This is a genomic window from Bacillus cereus group sp. N8, from assembly GCF_016483685.1.
Classification (GTDB): domain Bacteria; phylum Bacillota; class Bacilli; order Bacillales; family Bacillaceae_G; genus Bacillus_A; species Bacillus_A proteolyticus.
The window spans coordinates 30,550-48,315 of record NZ_JAEHBK010000027.1; the positions used below are offsets into that span (position 1 = coordinate 30,550).

The window sequence follows — 17,766 nt, forward strand, 5'->3', positions numbered from 1 at the left end:
ATCACCCTATATTTTCTGAATATTCAACCTTCTATAAAAGGATAAATTAAATACTGTGTATATATGTAGACTTATTTCGAATAAAACGTCGAACGATTATAAAAGTGAAAACTGTTGTTTTGACAAAAATCCCAATAATCATCTTTTATAATGACAGTAATTAAACTATGCAGGTGGTGTTAAAAATATGCCTAAAGCAGGAAGGAATACTATGAATACAAGTACATTGGCGATGAATGAAAGTCAGCTTGGAACAATGAAGTGGACAAGTAAGTTGCGAATGAAATTTGAACAAGTTTTCTTTAGATGGGGATTCATAATTGTTGTTATTGGTTTTCTTTTAGGACGAGCATATATATTAACGAACATCTTACCTTTTGCATTGCCGTTTTTTGCTGCTGTTTATGTTATGAAGCGAGATAAAATGCCGCTCGCATTTTTAGCTCTGATGGGAGGAGCACTTTCAGTTTCGATAGATAATTTATTTTTTACTTTTGCATCTATTTTTACGTTCTTCATTTATAATATCTTCTTTAGTCGATTTACACGTAAAACTGTTGGACTTGTACCATTCCAAGTATTTATCTCCGCATTAACCGCACATTTAGTTGTTGTATATTTTGCGCAACAAACCGTCACCATGTATGACTTGCTCGTTAGTACGATCGAAGCGGGGCTTAGTTTCGTATTAACGATGATATTTCTGCAAAGTGTTCCACTCTTGGTGGAAAGGAAAGGGAAACAACAAGCGTTAGAAACAGAAGAAATTGTTTGTTTAATTATATTACTAGCATCTGTTTTAACGGGTACAACAGATTGGTTCGTTTATGATGCTTCTATTCAACATATTTTCACTAGATATTTAGTATTAGTATTTGCATTTATTGCTGGTGCGGCTACAGGGTCCACGGTGGGAGTCGTCACTGGATTGATATTAAGTTTAGCGAATGTGTCTAGTTTGTCTCAACTTAGCCTCCTTGCCTTTTCAGGATTGCTTGGGGGATTATTGAAAGAAGGAAAGCGTATAGGAGTTAGTTTAGGATTATTAATTGGTACAAGTTTAATTACGCTATATGTAGACAAGCAAACGAGTATTGTAACAACCTTAATTGAATCTGGTGTGGCAATTGTTTTCTTTTTATTAACACCGAAGCTTGTTATGGATCGTATTGCTAAATTTATGCCAGGTACACAAGAACACTCACAAGATCAACAACAATATTTACGAAGAATGCGCGATGTTACAGCGAACAAAATCAATCAATTTGCTAATGTATTTGCTGCTTTGTCTAATAGTTTTTCTGTATATGGGTACGTGGAAGAGGAAGATAAAGAAACAGAAGCGGATTTATTTTTAAGTACAATTACTGCAAAAACATGTCAAACGTGCTTTAAGAAGGATCAATGTTGGGTAGTTAATTTTGATAAAACGTACGATTATATGAAACAAATAATGAGTGAAACGGAAGAAGGAACACTGCAACATAATCGGAAGTTAGTTCGTGAATGGGACAAGCATTGTGTGAGAGGTAAGAAAGTAACAGATTTAGTAGCCGGTGAATTAGATCACTTTTATGAGGGGCAAAAATTACGAAAACAAATGAAAGAAAATCGCAGAATAGTAGCGGAACAATTATTAGGTGTATCAAAAGTTATGGAGGATTTCGCACAGGAAATACAAAGAGAGCGAGAAAATCATCAAGTACAGGAAGAACAAATTTTACAAGCGTTTCGTGATTTTGGTGTCGAAGTGGAGCATGTTGATATTTATTGTTTAGACAGAGGAAGTATTGATATTGAAATGTTGATTCCAGCTGCATCTAATGAGCATGGAGAATGTGAGAAGTTGGTTGCGCCGATGCTCTCGGATATTTTAAAAGAAAATATCGTTGTTAAGCATGAAGAGAAATCCTCTTATCCAAATGGTCACAGTTTAATATCATTTGGTTCAGCGAAGACCTATTCTCTTGATACAGGATTGGCTACGGCTGCAAAAGGTGGTGGGTTTGTTTCAGGCGATTCTTACGCGATGATGGATTTAAGTGTTGGGAAATATGCACTTGCGATTAGTGATGGTATGGGAAATGGGCAAAGGGCTCATATGGAAAGTAGGGAAACGGTAAAATTATTACAAAAGATACTTCAATCAGGTATTGATGAGGAAATAGCGATTAAGTCCATCAATTCAATTCTTTCTTTAAGAACGACAGAGGAGATGTATACCACGCTTGACTTGGCTATGGTAGATTTACGGGATGCGAGTGCGAAGTTTTTAAAGGTTGGATCGACGCCGAGTTTTGTTAAACGCGGCAATAATATTTTGAAAATTGAGGCAAGTAATTTACCGATAGGAATTATTGAAGATGTTGAAGTTGATGTGGTTGGTGAGCAATTAAAAACGGGTGATATTCTTATTATGATGAGTGATGGCATTTTTGAGGGAGCGCAACATGTGGAGAATCACGAGTTATGGATAAAGCGTAAAATTAAAGAACTACAAACAGAGGATCCACAAGAAATAGCTGATATTATTATGGAAGAAGTAATTAGGTCTGGTGATGGCTATATAAATGATGATATGACTATTGTTGTGGCGAAAGTAAAGAAAAATATGCCGAAGTGGGCTACGATTCCGATAGTGGGAATGCAGGCGCAATAAAATAATCAAAAAAACCTAGGTATTTACCTAGGTTTTTTTGATTAAAAAGGTAATGTAATTACTTTGTTGAATCTACAGGAGGAATGTAAGATAAAAATGTAATTTTTGTATATCTTTTTTTTGCACAATGTTTGTAAAAGTTGTACCATTATAGACAAGGTAACTAACGTTGCTGTTCTTGTTTAATGAAAGGTGATTACGAAGTTGAAAGATACATTTGTTGGAAAAGTAGATGACTTTGTAAAGCAGCATGATGTATTAAAGAAACATTCAACAATTGTTGTAGGGGTTTCTGGCGGTCCTGACTCTTTAGCTCTTCTATATTATTTGTTAGAAAAAAGAGCAGAAAAGCAACTCGAAATTGTAGTAGCACATGTGGATCATATGTTTAGAGGTAATGAATCTCATGAGGACCTACAGTTTGTGCAGGGTCTTTGCAAAGAGCTGGGAGTTATTTGTGAGACGATAAGGATTAATGTGTCGCAATATCAACAGCAATATGGAATGAATGCACAAGTTGCTGCTAGAGAATGCAGATATGCATTTTTGGAAACAATAATGAAGAAATATGATGCGGGATATGTAGCTCTTGGTCACCATGGAGATGATCAAGTAGAGACGATTTTAATGCGTCTTGTACGAGGGAGTACTCCGAAAGGGTACGCAGGAATTGCAGTGAAGCGTCCTTTTCATAATGGATATTTAATTAGGCCGTTACTTGGGGTAACTAAGGAAGAAATTGTTGATTACTGTAATAAGTTAAAAGTTATTCCGCGTATAGATCCGAGTAATAAAAAGGAAGTATATACAAGGAATCGATTACGTAAATATGTCCTTCCTTATTTGAAAGAGGAAAATCCACAAATGCATGAGAAATTCCAAAAATTTAGCGTGCAGATGCAAGAGGATGAGGCTTATTTGCAGGAATTAGCTTTTGAGAAAATGAATAAAGTAATTACAAAAAAAAGCGATAAACAAATTAGCTTATCAATTCCTGCCTTTGAATCCATGTCTATGCCTTTACAAAGGAGAGGGATTCAACTAATATTAAACTATCTTTATGAATATAAGATTCCATCTTCGCTTTCTTCTATACATATTGACAAGGTGATTGAATTTTTTAAGCGGATACAACCTTCAGGTTCATTGGATTTTCCAGGTGGCTTGAAAATTATTCGTACATACGAAGAATGTAGCTTTGGATTTAAACAAGAAATTGTTTCTCCTTTTTTGCAAGATTTATCAGTACCCGGGACAATTACATTACCGAACGGAGATAAATTTGTAACAGAGGTGAGCGAGGATATACCAAGTAACATGAATGAAACAGTGTTTGTTGCTAAGTATAATGATATATCGTATCCACTTCGTATTCGTTCTAGGGAAAATGGAGATCGCATGTCAATACAAGGTATGGATGGTACAAAAAAGATAAAAGCTATTTTTATCGAATCGAAAGTACCGAAAGAAAAAAGAGAAGAATGGCCGATCGTTTGTGACGCAAGTGAAAATATTATTTGGGTACCCTTGTTGAAACGATCTGCATTTGCTATTTCGAAAGAGGTAGCAAAGAAGGATAAATATATTATTATTCACTACAAAAGCAAGGAGTCTTCCGGGAGGATAATGAAATGATGAATCAAGATATCGAAAAAGTATTAATTTCTGAAGAACAAATACAGGAAAAGGTGCTTGAATTAGGTGCAGTTATTGCAGAGGATTACAAAAATACAGTACCGCTTGCAATTGGTGTACTAAAGGGTGCAATGCCATTTATGGCAGATTTATTAAAGAGAACAGATACATATCTTGAAATGGATTTTATGGCTGTATCTAGCTACGGTCACTCTACTGTTTCAACAGGCGAAGTAAAAATCTTAAAAGATCTTGATACTTCTGTAGAAGGTCGCGATATTTTAATCGTTGAAGATATTATTGATAGCGGTCTTACACTAAGCTATTTAGTAGACCTGTTTAAATATCGTAAAGCGAAATCTGTAAAAATTGTTACATTATTAGATAAACCAACAGGTCGTAAGGTTGATCTGAAAGCGGATTATGTTGGATTTACTGTCCCTCATGAATTCGTTGTAGGGTATGGATTAGATTATAAAGAGCAATACCGTAATCTTCCGTATGTGGGAGTATTAAAACCAAGTGTTTACTCAAATTAATTAAATACAGGCGTGACAATTGTATAGGAAAGTTTTTCTATGTTACGATTTACTATAGTGTTTATGCCGTGAGAGGAGGTTAGGAATGAATCGTATCTTCCGTAATACCATCTTTTATTTACTGATATTCTTAGTAGTAATTGGGATCGTAAGCTATTTTAATGGTTCGACGCAAAAAACGACATCAGTTAGCTACGATAAATTCATTACTAAACTTGAAAAAGGTGAAGTGCGCAATGTGCAGCTTCAACCGAAAAATGGTGTATTTGAAGTAAAAGGACAATTCAATACTTCTAACCAAGGAGAACAATTTGTTACTTATGCACCAAATACTGAGGAATTACAAAAGAAAATTAATGATAAAGCGCAAGGGGCCGAGGTTAAGTATCAACCAGCAGAAGAAACAAGTGCTTGGGTAACATTCTTTACTTCTATCATTCCGTTTGTCATTATCTTCATTTTATTCTTCTTCTTATTAAATCAAGCTCAGGGCGGCGGTAGCCGTGTTATGAACTTCGGGAAAAGTAAGGCGAAGCTATACAATGATGAAAAGAAAAAAATTCGTTTCAGAGATGTTGCTGGAGCTGATGAAGAGAAACAAGAGCTTGTTGAGGTAGTTGAATTCTTGAAAGACCCTCGTAAGTTCGCTGAAGTTGGTGCCCGTATTCCGAAGGGTGTTCTATTAGTGGGACCTCCAGGTACAGGTAAAACTTTACTAGCACGTGCTGTTGCAGGTGAAGCAGGCGTTCCGTTCTTCTCTATTAGTGGTTCTGACTTCGTAGAGATGTTCGTCGGTGTCGGTGCATCCCGTGTACGTGATTTATTTGAAAATGCAAAGAAAAATGCTCCTTGTATCATTTTCATTGATGAAATTGATGCAGTAGGACGTCAACGTGGTGCGGGTCTTGGCGGTGGTCATGATGAGCGTGAACAAACGTTGAACCAATTGCTTGTTGAAATGGATGGATTCGGTGCAAACGAAGGTATTATTATCATCGCTGCGACAAACCGTCCTGATATTCTTGATCCAGCATTATTACGTCCAGGTCGTTTTGACCGTCAAATTACAGTAGATCGTCCAGATGTAAATGGTCGTGAAGCTGTACTTAAAGTACACGCTCGTAATAAACCGCTTGATGAGAATGTCAACTTAAGAGCAATTGCAACTCGTACACCAGGATTCTCTGGTGCCGATCTTGAAAACTTATTAAACGAAGCTGCTCTAGTAGCTGCGCGTCAAGATAAGAAGAAAATTGATATGAGCGACATCGATGAAGCAACGGATCGCGTTATTGCAGGTCCTGCTAAGAAAAGTCGTGTTATCTCTGAAAAAGAACGTAATATCGTTGCATTCCATGAAGCTGGCCATACTGTAATTGGTGTTGTCCTTGATGAAGCGGATATCGTTCATAAAGTAACAATTGTCCCTCGTGGTCAAGCTGGTGGATATGCAGTAATGCTTCCGAAAGAAGATCGTTACTTCATGACAAAACCAGAGTTACTTGATAAAATCACTGGTTTACTTGGTGGTCGAGTAGCTGAGGAGATTGTATTTGGTGAAGTAAGTACAGGTGCTCACAACGACTTCCAACGTGCGACTGGCATTGCAAGACGTATGGTTACAGAATTCGGTATGAGTGATAAACTTGGCCCGATGCAATTCGGTAGCTCACAAGGTGGTCAGGTATTCTTAGGAAGAGACTTCCACTCAGAGCAAAACTACAGTGATGCAATTGCACATGAAATCGATGTGGAAATGCAAACTATTATGAAAGACTGTTACGCTCGTGCGAAACAAATTCTTACTGAAAAACGTGATAAGCTAGATATTATTGCGAAAACGTTACTTGAAGTAGAAACATTAGATGCAGAGCAAATCAATCATTTATATGATTACGGCAGACTGCCAGAGCGTCCAACATCTTCAGATGATGTGAAGGTAAACATCAACATGAAGAAAGATGATGAAGACGTAGAAGATAAGTAAGAGATGAAGGAGTGACAATAGTCACTCCTTTTTTATTTGTGGAATGAATGTAAGTGGCAAAAGAATTTAAATAAAACTATTATTAAAAATTGAAATAGAGAGCAATCTTTTTGTACAATGATGAGTATAGAAAAACTGATTATATAAGTATGTGTGATATGATGTTTTTATAAGTTTTATACATACTGCACAAATATAGATTAAATAAGATAAGTGGTGAGAATATGATTTTTGTATTGGATGTAGGGAACACAAATGCGGTATTAGGTGTGTTTGAAGAGGGGAAACTTCGTCAGCATTGGCGCATGGAAACAGATCGTCATAAAACAGAAGATGAGTATGGGATGCTTGTAAAGCAGTTGCTTGAGCATGAGGGTCTTTCGTTTGAAGATGTGAAAGGTATTATTGTGTCTTCAGTCGTGCCGCCAATTATGTTCGCTTTAGAGCGTATGTGTGAAAAGTATTTTAAAATTAAACCGCTTGTAGTAGGGCCTGGGATAAAAACTGGCTTGAATATTAAATATGAAAATCCACGTGAAGTAGGCGCGGACCGAATTGTAAATGCAGTAGCAGGAATCCACTTATATGGAAGTCCGCTTATTATTGTTGATTTTGGTACGGCTACTACATATTGTTATATTAACGAAGAGAAGCATTATATGGGTGGCGTTATTACACCGGGAATTATGATTTCGGCAGAAGCGTTATATAGTAGAGCAGCAAAACTTCCTCGTATTGAAATTACAAAACCGAGTAGTGTTATCGGGAAGAATACAGTAAGTGCGATGCAATCAGGTATTCTTTATGGATACGTTGGACAAGTGGAAGGTATTGTTAAGCGTATGAAAGAAGAAGCTAAACAAGAACCGAAAGTTATTGCAACGGGTGGATTAGCAAAATTAATTTCAGAGGAATCAAATGTAATTGATATTGTAGATCCATTTTTAACGTTAAAAGGTTTGTATATGTTATATGAACGTAATGCAAATTTACAACATGAGAAAGGTGAATAAATAAGTATGAAAGATTATTTAGTAAAAGCGTTAGCGTTTGATGGAGAAGTGCGTGCGTATAGTGTACGTACGACAAACACAGTAAGTGAGGCGCAAAAACGTCACGATACATGGAGAACAGCTTCAGCGGCACTTGGTCGTTCTTTAACTGCGGGTACAATGATGGGTGCTATGCTAAAAGGCGAGCAGAAGCTAACGATTAAGGTAGAGGGTAACGGTCCGATTGGTCCTATCTTAGTAGATGCCCATGCAAATGGAGATGTACGTGGTTATGTAACGAATCCACATGTTGATTTTGAAGGGACAGAACAAGGGAAATTACGTGTATATCAAGCGGTAGGTACAGAAGGATTTGTAACAGTAATTAAAGATATTGGTATGCGTGAGCCGTTTATCGGTCAATCTCCTATCGTTTCAGGAGAACTAGGGGAAGATTTCACATATTATTTCGCAGTTTCTGAGCAGACGCCTTCTTCTGTTGGTGTCGGTGTTCTTGTAAATGGAGATGACAGCGTATTGGCGGCGGGTGGATTTATCCTTCAAATTATGCCGGGCGCACAGGAAGAAACAATTTCATTCATTGAAGATCGTTTGCAAAAAACCCCTCCTGTATCAACGTTGATCGAACAAGGTCTTTCTCCAGAAGAGCTACTATATGCAGTCCTTGGAGAAGATAAAGTAAAAGTATTAGAAACTATGGATGTTCAATTTAATTGCACGTGCTCACGCGAACGTATTGAGAGTGTGTTAATTAGTTTAGGTAAAACAGAGTTAGAGCAAATTCGTGAAGAAGAAGAAGAGACGGAAGTTCACTGTCACTTCTGTAATGAACGATATAAATTCGCTAAAGAAGATATTACAAGCCTGATTGAGAGTCTGTAATAAAGAAGTTTAGGCGGAGAATCGGCTGCCCAAATAGATTGACAAACAGAGAATTTTCTGACAAAATCTAAATATAGATAAAACCAATAAAAATACTCGGTGTTAGGAGTGGCAGGAATGCGAGTGGCACAATCAGTTTCAGAATTAATCGGGAAAACGCCGATCGTTAAGTTGAACCGCATCGTAGAATCAGACAGCGCAGATGTATACTTAAAATTAGAATTTATGAATCCGGGGAGCAGTGTTAAAGATCGTATCGCGTTAGCTATGATTGAAGATGCTGAAAATAAAGGATTATTAAAAGAGGGCGATACAATCATTGAGCCGACAAGTGGTAACACAGGTATTGGCTTAGCGATGGTAGCGGCTGCTAAAGGATATAAGGCAATTTTAGTAATGCCAGAAACAATGAGTATTGAGCGTCGTAATTTATTACGCGCTTACGGTGCCGAATTAGTATTGACTCCAGGACCTGAAGGAATGGGTGGAGCAATTCGTAAGGCAACTGAATTAGCAAAAGAACATGGGTACTTTATACCACAACAGTTCCAAAATCAAGCGAATCCAGAAATCCACCGTTTAACAACAGGTCCAGAAATTGTTGAACAGATGGGTGATCAATTAGATGCGTTTATCGCGGGTATTGGTACGGGTGGAACAATTACAGGCGCTGGCGAAGTGCTGAAGGAAGCGTATAAAGATATTAAAATTTATGCGGTAGAACCTGCAGATTCGCCAGTATTATCTGGTGGGAAACCAGGACCACATAAAATCCAAGGAATTGGAGCGGGATTTGTTCCAGAGACATTGGATGTAGCGGTATATGATGAAATTATCCAAGTGAAAACAGAGCAAGCATTCGAATATGCAAGAAGAGTTGCTCGAGAAGAAGGTATTTTAGTAGGTATCTCTTCAGGAGCGGTCATCTATGCAGCGACAGAAGTTGCGAAGAAATTAGGTAAAGGGAAAAAGGTACTTGTTATTATTCCGAGTAACGGTGAACGTTATTTAAGTACACCACTTTATCAATTTGAATCATAATTGAATGCGATTGAAAAAGCATCCTTGAAAGAGGATGCTTTTTCTTTTTGGATTGGAAAAAGGAAAAGAGTGAATGACTAGAAAACTTCATGTAAAATAAGAGGTAGTATAATTAATTTATTTTCACTAGCCCTTGAGTATAATCATTCTCTGTATACATAACTCATGTAGTTGGAGCTGGTTAGTCTAAGAGGGTGGGATAAAAGAAGACGGGGTGTTGATATGCAACGAAGAAAATCTTTAGCGCTTTCTATTCCATATCAGTTAGATTTCTTTAAGCAATATAAATTTCTTTCCAAAAATAAGCCACAACATATTTTGTTAGAAAGTGGACGTGGTGGTCGTTATAACATTGTGGGGCTGGACCCAGTGGCGGTAATTCAAGGGAAGAATGAGGCGTTACATATAAGGGAAAGTGGTAAGGAAACAATAAAGCGAGGGAATCCATTAGATTTAATGCAAGAATATATGGAGAAATGGAAAACGGACTATAATCCGGAGTACCCGCCTTTTCAAGGTGGTGCAATTGGTTACTTTAGTTATGATTGTATCCGTTATATCGAAAAACTTCCTTCTCTTGCAGAGGATGATCTGAATATACCGGATATATTCTTTTTATTATTTGATGACGTGTTTGTGTACGATCAAAAAGAACAAGTGTTATGGATTATTACGCATTATGTAGATGAACATGAAAAGGCAGAAGGACGATTAAATGCATGGAAGGATCTTTGGGTGAAAGAAGCACCTGAATTGACTATGCCGTTTGAATGCCCTGGAAAGAAAAATGAAGCAGTTGCTTTTACGGAAGAGGGCTTTATGAAGGCCGTTGAACGTATTCAAGAATATATTGGAAATGGTGATGTGTTTCAAGTAAACTTGTCGACAAGACAAGAAAGGACGTTGCAAACACATCCGCTAGAAATTTATACAAGTCTTCGTGAAATTAATCCATCTCCATATATGGGCTACTTGGAGCTTGGGGATTTTCAAATTGTTAGTGCTTCGCCTGAATTGCTAATTAAAAAACAAGGGCCAGAAGTAAGTACAAGACCAATTGCTGGTACAAGATCCCGCGGTGCAAATGAACAAGAGGATGAAGAATTAGCAAGGGAATTAATTGAGAACGAAAAGGAAAGAGCAGAGCATGTAATGCTTGTGGATTTAGAACGAAACGATTTAGGCCGGATTTGTAAATATGGAACGGTTGAAGTAGATGAATTTATGGTAATTGAAAAGTACTCGCACGTTATGCATATTGTTTCTAATGTGCGCGGTGAAGTGGAAGAAGGTAAGGATGCGTTCGATTTAGTAAAGGCCGTATTTCCTGGCGGGACAATTACTGGTGCCCCGAAAATACGTACGATGGAGATTATTGAAGAATTAGAGCCTGTTCGCCGAGGGATTTATACAGGTTCAATTGGTTGGATTGGTTATTCCGGAGATACGGAATTGAATATTGTAATTAGAACGCTGCTTGCTAAAGATGGGCAAGCACATGTACAAGCTGGAGCGGGAATTGTAATTGATTCGAATCCAAAAAATGAATATAAAGAGTCGTTAAAAAAGGCAATCGCTTTATGGCGTGCGAAAGAAAGTAGCGAAGAAACGGTTAGGTGAGAGAAATGATATTGATGATTGATAATTATGATTCTTTTACATTTAATTTAGTGCAGTTTCTAGGAGAACTTGGACAAGAGCTTGTTGTTAAGCGTAATGATGAGGTGACTATTTCGGATATTGAGAATATGAAGCCAGACTTTTTAATGATTTCGCCAGGTCCATGTAGTCCTAATGAAGCGGGTATTAGTATGGAGGTTATTCAATACTTCGCTGGAAAGATTCCGATTTTTGGAGTTTGTCTTGGGCACCAATCAATTGCGCAAGTGTTTGGTGGAGAGGTTGTTCGTGCAGAACGATTAATGCATGGGAAAACGTCGCCTATGCATCATGATGGAAAGACGATTTTCTCGGATATTCCTAATCCGTTTACTGCAACGCGTTATCATTCCCTTATCGTTAAGAAAGAGACGTTACCAGAATGCTTAGAGATCACATCTTGGACGGAAGAGGGAGAGATTATGGCGCTTCGTCATAAAACGTTGCCGATTGAAGGCGTACAATTCCATCCAGAATCTATTATGACTTCTCATGGGAAAGAGTTGTTGCATAATTTTATTCGTAAATATAGCCCAAGTGTGACGTTATGTTAATTTACGTAAATGGCGCGTATGTAGAAGCGAGTGAAGCGGAAATTTCTCCTTATGATCATGGTTATTTATATGGGCTTGGAGTTTTTGAAACGTTTCGTATTTATAATGGTCATCCTTTCTTGTTGGATGATCATTATGAACGTTTAATGGATGCGCTGGATACATTGCAAATCAAATGGACAATGACGAAAGATGACATAATACGTATTTTGGAGAATCTACTCGCTAAGAATGGATTGAAGCATGCGTATATACGCTTTAATGTATCGGCGGGTATAGATGAAATAGGATTGCAAACGAATGTGTATGAAGAACCATCTGTTATTGTTTTTATAAAACCTTTAGCAATTCCGGGGGATGTAGTGGAGAAAGAAGGGGTTATTTTAAAACAAGTACGAAATACACCAGAGGGTGCGTTTCGCTTGAAGTCCCATCATTATTTAAATAATATTTTAGGGAAACGCGAAATTGGAAATGGTGTGAATAAGGAAGGGATTTTCCTTACTGAAACAGGTTATGTTGCAGAGGGGATTGTTTCGAATCTCTTTTTTGTTAAAGGAGGTACTTTGTATACTCCTTCATTAGAAACAGGGATTTTAAACGGTATCACTCGTGCATTTATTATAAAGGTTGCTGAAGAGCAGGGTATAGAAGTAAAGGAAAGTTTCTTTACGAAAGATGAATTGCTTTCAGCGGATGAAGTGTTCGTAACGAACTCTATTCAAGAAATTGTTCCTCTTTATCGTATAGAGGGGGAAGATTTCCCGGGCAAAGTGGGAATAGTTACAAAAAGATTTATGGATCTTTATGAAGTGCAGAGAGAGAAATTGTGGAGCAGAAATGAATTGCGAAGAGGAGATGTGTAATTTGAAGTGGGATTATGATTTACGCTGCGGCGAATATACATTGAACTTAAATGAAAAGACATTAATTATGGGGATTTTAAATGTAACGCCAGATTCGTTTTCTGATGGCGGGAGTTACAACGAGGTAGATGCTGCAGTGTGTCACGCGAAAGAAATGAAAAATGAAGGCGCTCATATTATTGATATCGGTGGTGAATCTACCCGCCCGGGTTTTGCTAAAGTTTCGGTAGAAGAAGAAATAAAGCGGGTTGTTCCGATGATTCAGGCCGTTTCGAAAGAAGTGAAATTACCTATTTCAATTGATACGTATAAAGCTGAAGTTGCAAAACAAGCGATTGAAGCTGGTGCTCATATTATTAATGATATTTGGGGAGCGAAGGCGGAACCGAAGATTGCTGAAGTTGCAGCCTATTATGATGTGCCCATTATCTTAATGCATAACCGAGATAATATGAACTACCGTAACTTAATGGCTGATATGATTGCTGATTTGTATGAAAGCATTAAAATTGCTAAAGATGCTGGTGTGCGAGATGAGAATATTATTTTAGACCCAGGTATCGGTTTTGCGAAAACGCCTGAACAAAATTTAGAAGCGATGCGTAATTTAGAACAGTTAAATGTACTGGGTTATCCAGTCCTCTTAGGTACTTCAAGAAAGTCCTTTATTGGCCATGTATTAGATTTGCCAGTGGAGGAGCGTCTTGAAGGGACGGGCGCTACAGTTTGTCTTGGTATTGAAAAGGGCTGTGAGTTTATCCGTGTTCATGATGTGAAAGAAATGGCGCGTATGGCTAAGATGATGGATGCGATGATTGGTAAGGGGGCAAAGTAATTGGATAAAATTTATATCCATGATATGGAATTTTACGGTTATCATGGTGTATTCCCAGAAGAGAATAAATTAGGTCAGAGATTTAAAGTAGATTTAACGGTGGAGTTGGATTTAAAACGCGCAGGAGAAAGTGATGACTTAGAGCATTCTGTCAATTACGGGGAGCTTTTCGAACTATGTAGAAAAGTTGTTGAAGATAGAACGTATAAGCTTGTGGAGAGTATCGCTGAAAATATCGCTACAGATATATTGAAACAATATGAAAGTATTTCACGGTGTACAATTAAGGTAATTAAACCAGATCCGCCAATACCGGGGCATTATCGTGCTGTAGCTGTGGAAATTACGAGAGAGCGTCCATGAATAATATAGCGTACATTGCATTAGGTTCAAATATTGGAGAGCGTTATACGTATTTAACTGAAGCGATTCAGTTTTTAAATAAAAACCCTTATATCCAAGTTGATGATGTTTCGTCTGTATATGAAACGGAACCAGTTGGCTATACTGACCAAAGTTGCTTTTTAAATTTAGTTATAAAAATTTCTACCAATTTATCGCCGCAAGAATTATTGAAAATAACGCAAAAGGTAGAGAATGATTTAGGAAGAAAAAGGGAAATCAGGTGGGGCCCGAGGACTATCGACCTTGACATTTTACTATATAATCAAGAAAATATTGAAGCAGAGAATCTTATTGTTCCGCATCCGCGGATGTTCGAAAGAGCTTTTGTTATCGTTCCGTTGTTAGAAATTAATCAAGATATAAAACAAGACATTTCATGTTCGCAAGTAGAAGAAATGAAAAGGCGAGAGGGAGTAACGGTATGGAAGCAGAAAAATGGGGAAGACGCATTCGTGCTTTTCGAAAGCTAAAAGGCTATACACAAGAAGGTTTTGCTAAAGAATTAGGGGTATCTGTATCTGTTTTAGGTGAAGTTGAGAGAGGGAATCGATCGCCTTCCCAAGATTTTGTAGTAGAAGTTGCTAAAGCATTAAAGGTCTCGATAGATGAACTGATGCCGAAGTGACTATGAAGGAAGGAGTAAATCGAGTGTTAAAGATTGCAAATATTGAGATGAAAAATCCGGTTGTATTAGCACCGATGGCGGGAGTGTGTAACTCTGCATTCCGTTTGACAGTAAAAGAATTTGGTGCAGGTTTAGTTTGTGCCGAAATGGTAAGTGATAAGGCAATATTACTTAATAACAAAAGAACATTAGATATGCTATATATCGATGAGAGAGAAAAGCCATTAAGTTTACAAATTTTTGGTGGAGAGAAAGAGACTCTTGTAGATGCTGCGAAATACGTAGATAAATATACGACAGCAGACATTATTGATATTAATATGGGTTGCCCAGTACCGAAAATCACTAAGTGTGATGCAGGAGCAAAGTGGCTTTTAGACCCAAATAAAATATATGAGATGGTAGCGGCGGTTGTAGATGCTGTTGAAAAACCAGTTACAGTTAAAATGCGTATTGGTTGGGATGAAGATCATATTTTTGCAATAGAAAATGCTAGAGCTGTTGAGCGTGCTGGTGGACAAGCGGTAGCGGTTCATGGGCGTACACGAGTGCAAATGTATGAAGGTAAAGCGGATTGGAATATTATTAAACAAGTAAAGCAGGCTGTAAATATTCCGGTTATCGGAAATGGTGATGTCGAAACACCGCAAGATGCAAAGCGTATGCTTGATGAAATTGGTGTAGATGGTGTTATGATTGGTCGCGCTGCTCTTGGGGATCCGTGGATGATTTATCGTACGGTAAAGTATTTGGAGACAGGTGAGTTAATGCCAGAACCAACAGTGCGTGAGAAAATTGATGTATGCATGTTGCATCTAGATCGTCTTATCGATTTAAAGAACGAAAATGTTGCCGTAAGAGAGATGAGAAAGCATGCAGCTTGGTATTTAAAAGGTGTTCGTGGTAATGCGAGTGTGCGTAATGGTATCAATACTTGCAACACACGTGAAGACCTTGCGAATGTATTAGGTGCATTTGTAGAAGAAGTAGAAGCGAAACAACAAACGATTTACGTTGGTTAATAAGGGGGCGTAGAAGATTGACATTCTTCTATACACTTCCTATAATTACGTGAAAGAAAGAAGAACTGCCAGTTAGTTGCTGGCAGTTTTTCTAGTTGAGTAGAAAATGCTATACTGTATATATTGTAAAAATTAATAGAGCTGGAGTGATATTAATATCATGGATAACATGAACCACGAAGAATTAAACGACCAATTGCTTGTTCGTCGTGAAAAGCTACATAATTTACGTGAGCAAGGAATCGATCCGTTCGGTAAACGATTTGAACGCACAAATTCAACAACTGACTTAGTAAGTCTATATGGAGAATTCTCTAAAGAAGAATTAGAAGAGAAAGAAATCACGGTTTCTATCGCTGGTCGTATTATGACAAAACGCGGTAAAGGAAAAGCGGGATTTGCGCACATTCAAGATTTACAGGGGCAAGTTCAAATTTATGTTCGTAAAGATACTGTTGGAGATGAAGAGTATGAGTTATTTACGACAGCAGATTTAGGTGACTTAGTAGGTATTGAAGGTAAAGTGTTCAAAACAAACGTTGGAGAACTTTCAGTAAAAGCAACAGGATTTACACTTTTAACGAAATCTCTTCGTCCATTACCGGATAAATACCACGGATTAAAAGATGTTGAACAACGCTATCGTCAACGTTACTTGGACTTAATTACAAGTATGGAAAGCCGTGAAACGTTCGTTACCCGTAGTAAAATCATTCGCGAAATGAGAAGATATTTAGATGACAACGGTTATCTTGAAGTAGAAACGCCTATGATGCACGCGATTGCAGGTGGAGCGTCTGCTCGTCCTTTCACTACACACCATAATGCGTTAGATATGGAATTATATATGCGTATCGCAATTGAACTTCATTTAAAACGTCTTATTGTGGGTGGATTAGAAAAGGTTTATGAGATCGGCCGTGTATTCCGTAATGAGGGTGTATCAACTCGTCATAACCCTGAGTTTACGATGATTGAATTATATGAAGCGTATGCTGATTATAATGATATTATGAAACTAACAGAAAATATGGTTGCTCATATCGCGAAAAAAGTATTGGGTACAACAACAATCCAGTATGGTGATTATGAAATTAATCTAGAGCCAGAATGGACACGTCTTCATATGGTAGATGCAATTAAGCAACACTCTGGGGCAGATTTCTGGAATCCAATGAGTGTAGAAGAAGCGCGTGAACTTGCGAAAGAACATAATGTAGAAATTAAAGATACAATGGAAGTTGGTCATATTATTAATGAGTTCTTCGAACAAAAAGTAGAAGATAAATTAATCCAACCAACATTTATTTACGGTCATCCGGTAGAAATTTCGCCACTTGCGAAAAAGAATGACGAAGATCCACGATTCACAGATCGTTTCGAGTTATTTATCGTTGCACGTGAACATGCAAATGCATTCACTGAGTTAAATGATCCAATCGATCAAAAAGAACGTTTTGAAGCTCAATTAAAAGAGCGCGAGCAAGGTAATGACGAAGCTCACATGATGGATGATGATTATATCGAAGCTCTTGAGTACGGCATGCCTCCTACGGGCGGATTAGGAATCGGTATTGATCGTTTAGTTATGTTATTAACAAATGCACCATCTATTCGTGATGTACTATTATTCCCTGCTATGCGTCATAAACAAGACTAAGCTTTGGAGATTTCTCCAAAGCTTTTTTTATTTTACTATGAGTGACATGAAGGCAGTGGATCTTGATAGGGTAGATAATGCGTGTAGAAATTATATTTATATAGAAGAAACATGCTATTTTTATACTTTTTTACTAAGTTAAAAATTTTATTAGAAAAACTATTGCATTTTAATAATCAAACTGGTATATTTATATTCGTTGCCACGAGAGGTAACAAAAGAAACAAACGAAAAACAACTTATTGAAAAAAGTTGTTGACGAAAATATAACTAAATGTTATATTAATAAAGTCGCTTCTGAGCGATGAAGTAGTTCTTTGAAAACTGAACGAAACAAACAACGTGAACGTCAATTTTTATTTTTAGATGCTAGACAAACTAACT

The 17,766-nt window shown here is 37.4% G+C and carries 16 protein-coding genes; all 16 read left to right on the forward strand.

The window, feature by feature from the left end:
• The first annotated feature begins 187 nt into the window (after positions 1–187).
• Positions 188–2,659, forward strand: coding sequence for a stage II sporulation protein E (gene spoIIE / locus JDS80_RS24870; protein WP_071745162.1), 2,472 nt, complete (start codon positions 188–190; stop codon positions 2,657–2,659).
• Between the two features lie 204 nt (positions 2,660–2,863).
• Entirely contained in the window at positions 2,864–4,294 is a 1,431-nt protein-coding gene (gene tilS / locus JDS80_RS24875; RefSeq protein WP_199640203.1) for a tRNA lysidine(34) synthetase TilS, read from the forward strand.
• The gene (gene hpt / locus JDS80_RS24880) at positions 4,291–4,833 is read left to right on the forward strand and encodes a hypoxanthine phosphoribosyltransferase (protein ID WP_000981839.1); all 543 of its coding nucleotides are present in this window, start codon (positions 4,291–4,293) and stop codon (positions 4,831–4,833) included. Before tilS ends, hpt begins: the two co-directional genes overlap by 4 nt.
• A gap of 85 nt (positions 4,834–4,918) precedes the next feature.
• Positions 4,919–6,820, forward strand: a complete 1,902-nt coding sequence (gene ftsH, locus JDS80_RS24885) for an ATP-dependent zinc metalloprotease FtsH (RefSeq protein ID WP_071745164.1) — start codon at positions 4,919–4,921, stop codon at positions 6,818–6,820.
• Between the two features lie 224 nt (positions 6,821–7,044).
• Positions 7,045–7,833: a type III pantothenate kinase gene (locus tag JDS80_RS24890; RefSeq protein ID WP_002144522.1), complete on the forward strand. Its 789-nt coding sequence runs from the start codon at positions 7,045–7,047 to the stop codon at positions 7,831–7,833.
• Positions 7,834–7,839: 6 nt separating this feature from the next.
• Entirely contained in the window at positions 7,840–8,715 is an 876-nt protein-coding gene (gene hslO / locus JDS80_RS24895) for a redox-regulated molecular chaperone HslO (protein WP_199640204.1), read from the forward strand.
• 117 nt (positions 8,716–8,832) lie between these two features.
• Entirely contained in the window at positions 8,833–9,756 is a 924-nt protein-coding gene (cysK, locus tag JDS80_RS24900; RefSeq protein WP_071745166.1) for a cysteine synthase A, read from the forward strand.
• Positions 9,757–9,978: 222 nt separating this feature from the next.
• Positions 9,979–11,376 (forward strand): anthranilate synthase component I family protein, encoded by a 1,398-nt coding sequence (locus tag JDS80_RS24905; protein ID WP_199640205.1) that lies wholly within the window; start codon positions 9,979–9,981, stop codon positions 11,374–11,376.
• Positions 11,377–11,381: 5 nt separating this feature from the next.
• Positions 11,382–11,969, forward strand: a complete 588-nt coding sequence (pabA, locus tag JDS80_RS24910; protein ID WP_000602299.1) for an aminodeoxychorismate/anthranilate synthase component II — start codon at positions 11,382–11,384, stop codon at positions 11,967–11,969.
• Entirely contained in the window at positions 11,963–12,835 is an 873-nt protein-coding gene (gene pabC, locus JDS80_RS24915) for an aminodeoxychorismate lyase (protein WP_199640206.1), read from the forward strand. The genes pabA and pabC overlap by 7 nt, the downstream gene beginning before the upstream one ends.
• A complete protein-coding gene (gene folP / locus JDS80_RS24920) occupies positions 12,810–13,670 on the forward strand; it encodes a dihydropteroate synthase (protein WP_199640207.1) in 861 nt (286 codons plus the stop codon). The genes pabC and folP overlap by 26 nt, the downstream gene beginning before the upstream one ends.
• Positions 13,671–14,033, forward strand: coding sequence for a dihydroneopterin aldolase (gene folB / locus JDS80_RS24925; RefSeq protein WP_000358063.1), 363 nt, complete (start codon positions 13,671–13,673; stop codon positions 14,031–14,033).
• Positions 14,030–14,545: a 2-amino-4-hydroxy-6-hydroxymethyldihydropteridine diphosphokinase gene (gene folK / locus JDS80_RS24930; protein ID WP_097832974.1), complete on the forward strand. Its 516-nt coding sequence runs from the start codon at positions 14,030–14,032 to the stop codon at positions 14,543–14,545. The genes folB and folK overlap by 4 nt, the downstream gene beginning before the upstream one ends.
• Complete coding sequence (locus JDS80_RS24935; RefSeq protein WP_000387027.1) at positions 14,497–14,700, forward strand: helix-turn-helix domain-containing protein; 204 nt, start codon at positions 14,497–14,499, stop codon at positions 14,698–14,700. Before folK ends, JDS80_RS24935 begins: the two co-directional genes overlap by 49 nt.
• Before the next feature lie 23 nt (positions 14,701–14,723).
• The gene (dusB, locus tag JDS80_RS24940; protein WP_000912239.1) at positions 14,724–15,722 is read left to right on the forward strand and encodes a tRNA dihydrouridine synthase DusB; all 999 of its coding nucleotides are present in this window, start codon (positions 14,724–14,726) and stop codon (positions 15,720–15,722) included.
• A 160-nt stretch (positions 15,723–15,882) separates the two neighbouring features.
• Positions 15,883–17,382 carry a lysine--tRNA ligase gene (lysS, locus tag JDS80_RS24945; RefSeq protein ID WP_071771810.1) on the forward strand — a complete coding sequence of 500 codons (1,500 nt, stop codon included), beginning with the start codon at positions 15,883–15,885 and terminating at the stop codon, positions 17,380–17,382.
• Positions 17,383–17,766: the final 384 nt, after the last annotated feature.

Bases quoted from the DNA above. Each gene is read 5' to 3' on its own strand.
- JDS80_RS24935 (WP_000387027.1), top strand. From the start codon at position 14,497: ATGGAAGCAGAAAAATGGGGAAGACGCATTCGTGCTTTTCGAAAGCTA.
- pabC (WP_199640206.1), top strand. From the start codon at position 11,963: ATGTTAATTTACGTAAATGGCGCGTATGTAGAAGCGAGTGAAGCGGAA.
- spoIIE (WP_071745162.1), top strand. From the start codon at position 188: ATGCCTAAAGCAGGAAGGAATACTATGAATACAAGTACATTGGCGATG.
- hslO (WP_199640204.1), top strand. From the start codon at position 7,840: ATGAAAGATTATTTAGTAAAAGCGTTAGCGTTTGATGGAGAAGTGCGT.
- hpt (WP_000981839.1), top strand. From the start codon at position 4,291: ATGATGAATCAAGATATCGAAAAAGTATTAATTTCTGAAGAACAAATA.
- pabA (WP_000602299.1), top strand. From the start codon at position 11,382: ATGATATTGATGATTGATAATTATGATTCTTTTACATTTAATTTAGTG.
- JDS80_RS24905 (WP_199640205.1), top strand. From the start codon at position 9,979: ATGCAACGAAGAAAATCTTTAGCGCTTTCTATTCCATATCAGTTAGAT.
- ftsH (WP_071745164.1), top strand. From the start codon at position 4,919: ATGAATCGTATCTTCCGTAATACCATCTTTTATTTACTGATATTCTTA.
- lysS (WP_071771810.1), top strand. From the start codon at position 15,883: ATGGATAACATGAACCACGAAGAATTAAACGACCAATTGCTTGTTCGT.
- folP (WP_199640207.1), top strand. From the start codon at position 12,810: ATGAATTGCGAAGAGGAGATGTGTAATTTGAAGTGGGATTATGATTTA.
- cysK (WP_071745166.1), top strand. From the start codon at position 8,833: ATGCGAGTGGCACAATCAGTTTCAGAATTAATCGGGAAAACGCCGATC.
- folK (WP_097832974.1), top strand. From the start codon at position 14,030: ATGAATAATATAGCGTACATTGCATTAGGTTCAAATATTGGAGAGCGT.
- JDS80_RS24890 (WP_002144522.1), top strand. From the start codon at position 7,045: ATGATTTTTGTATTGGATGTAGGGAACACAAATGCGGTATTAGGTGTG.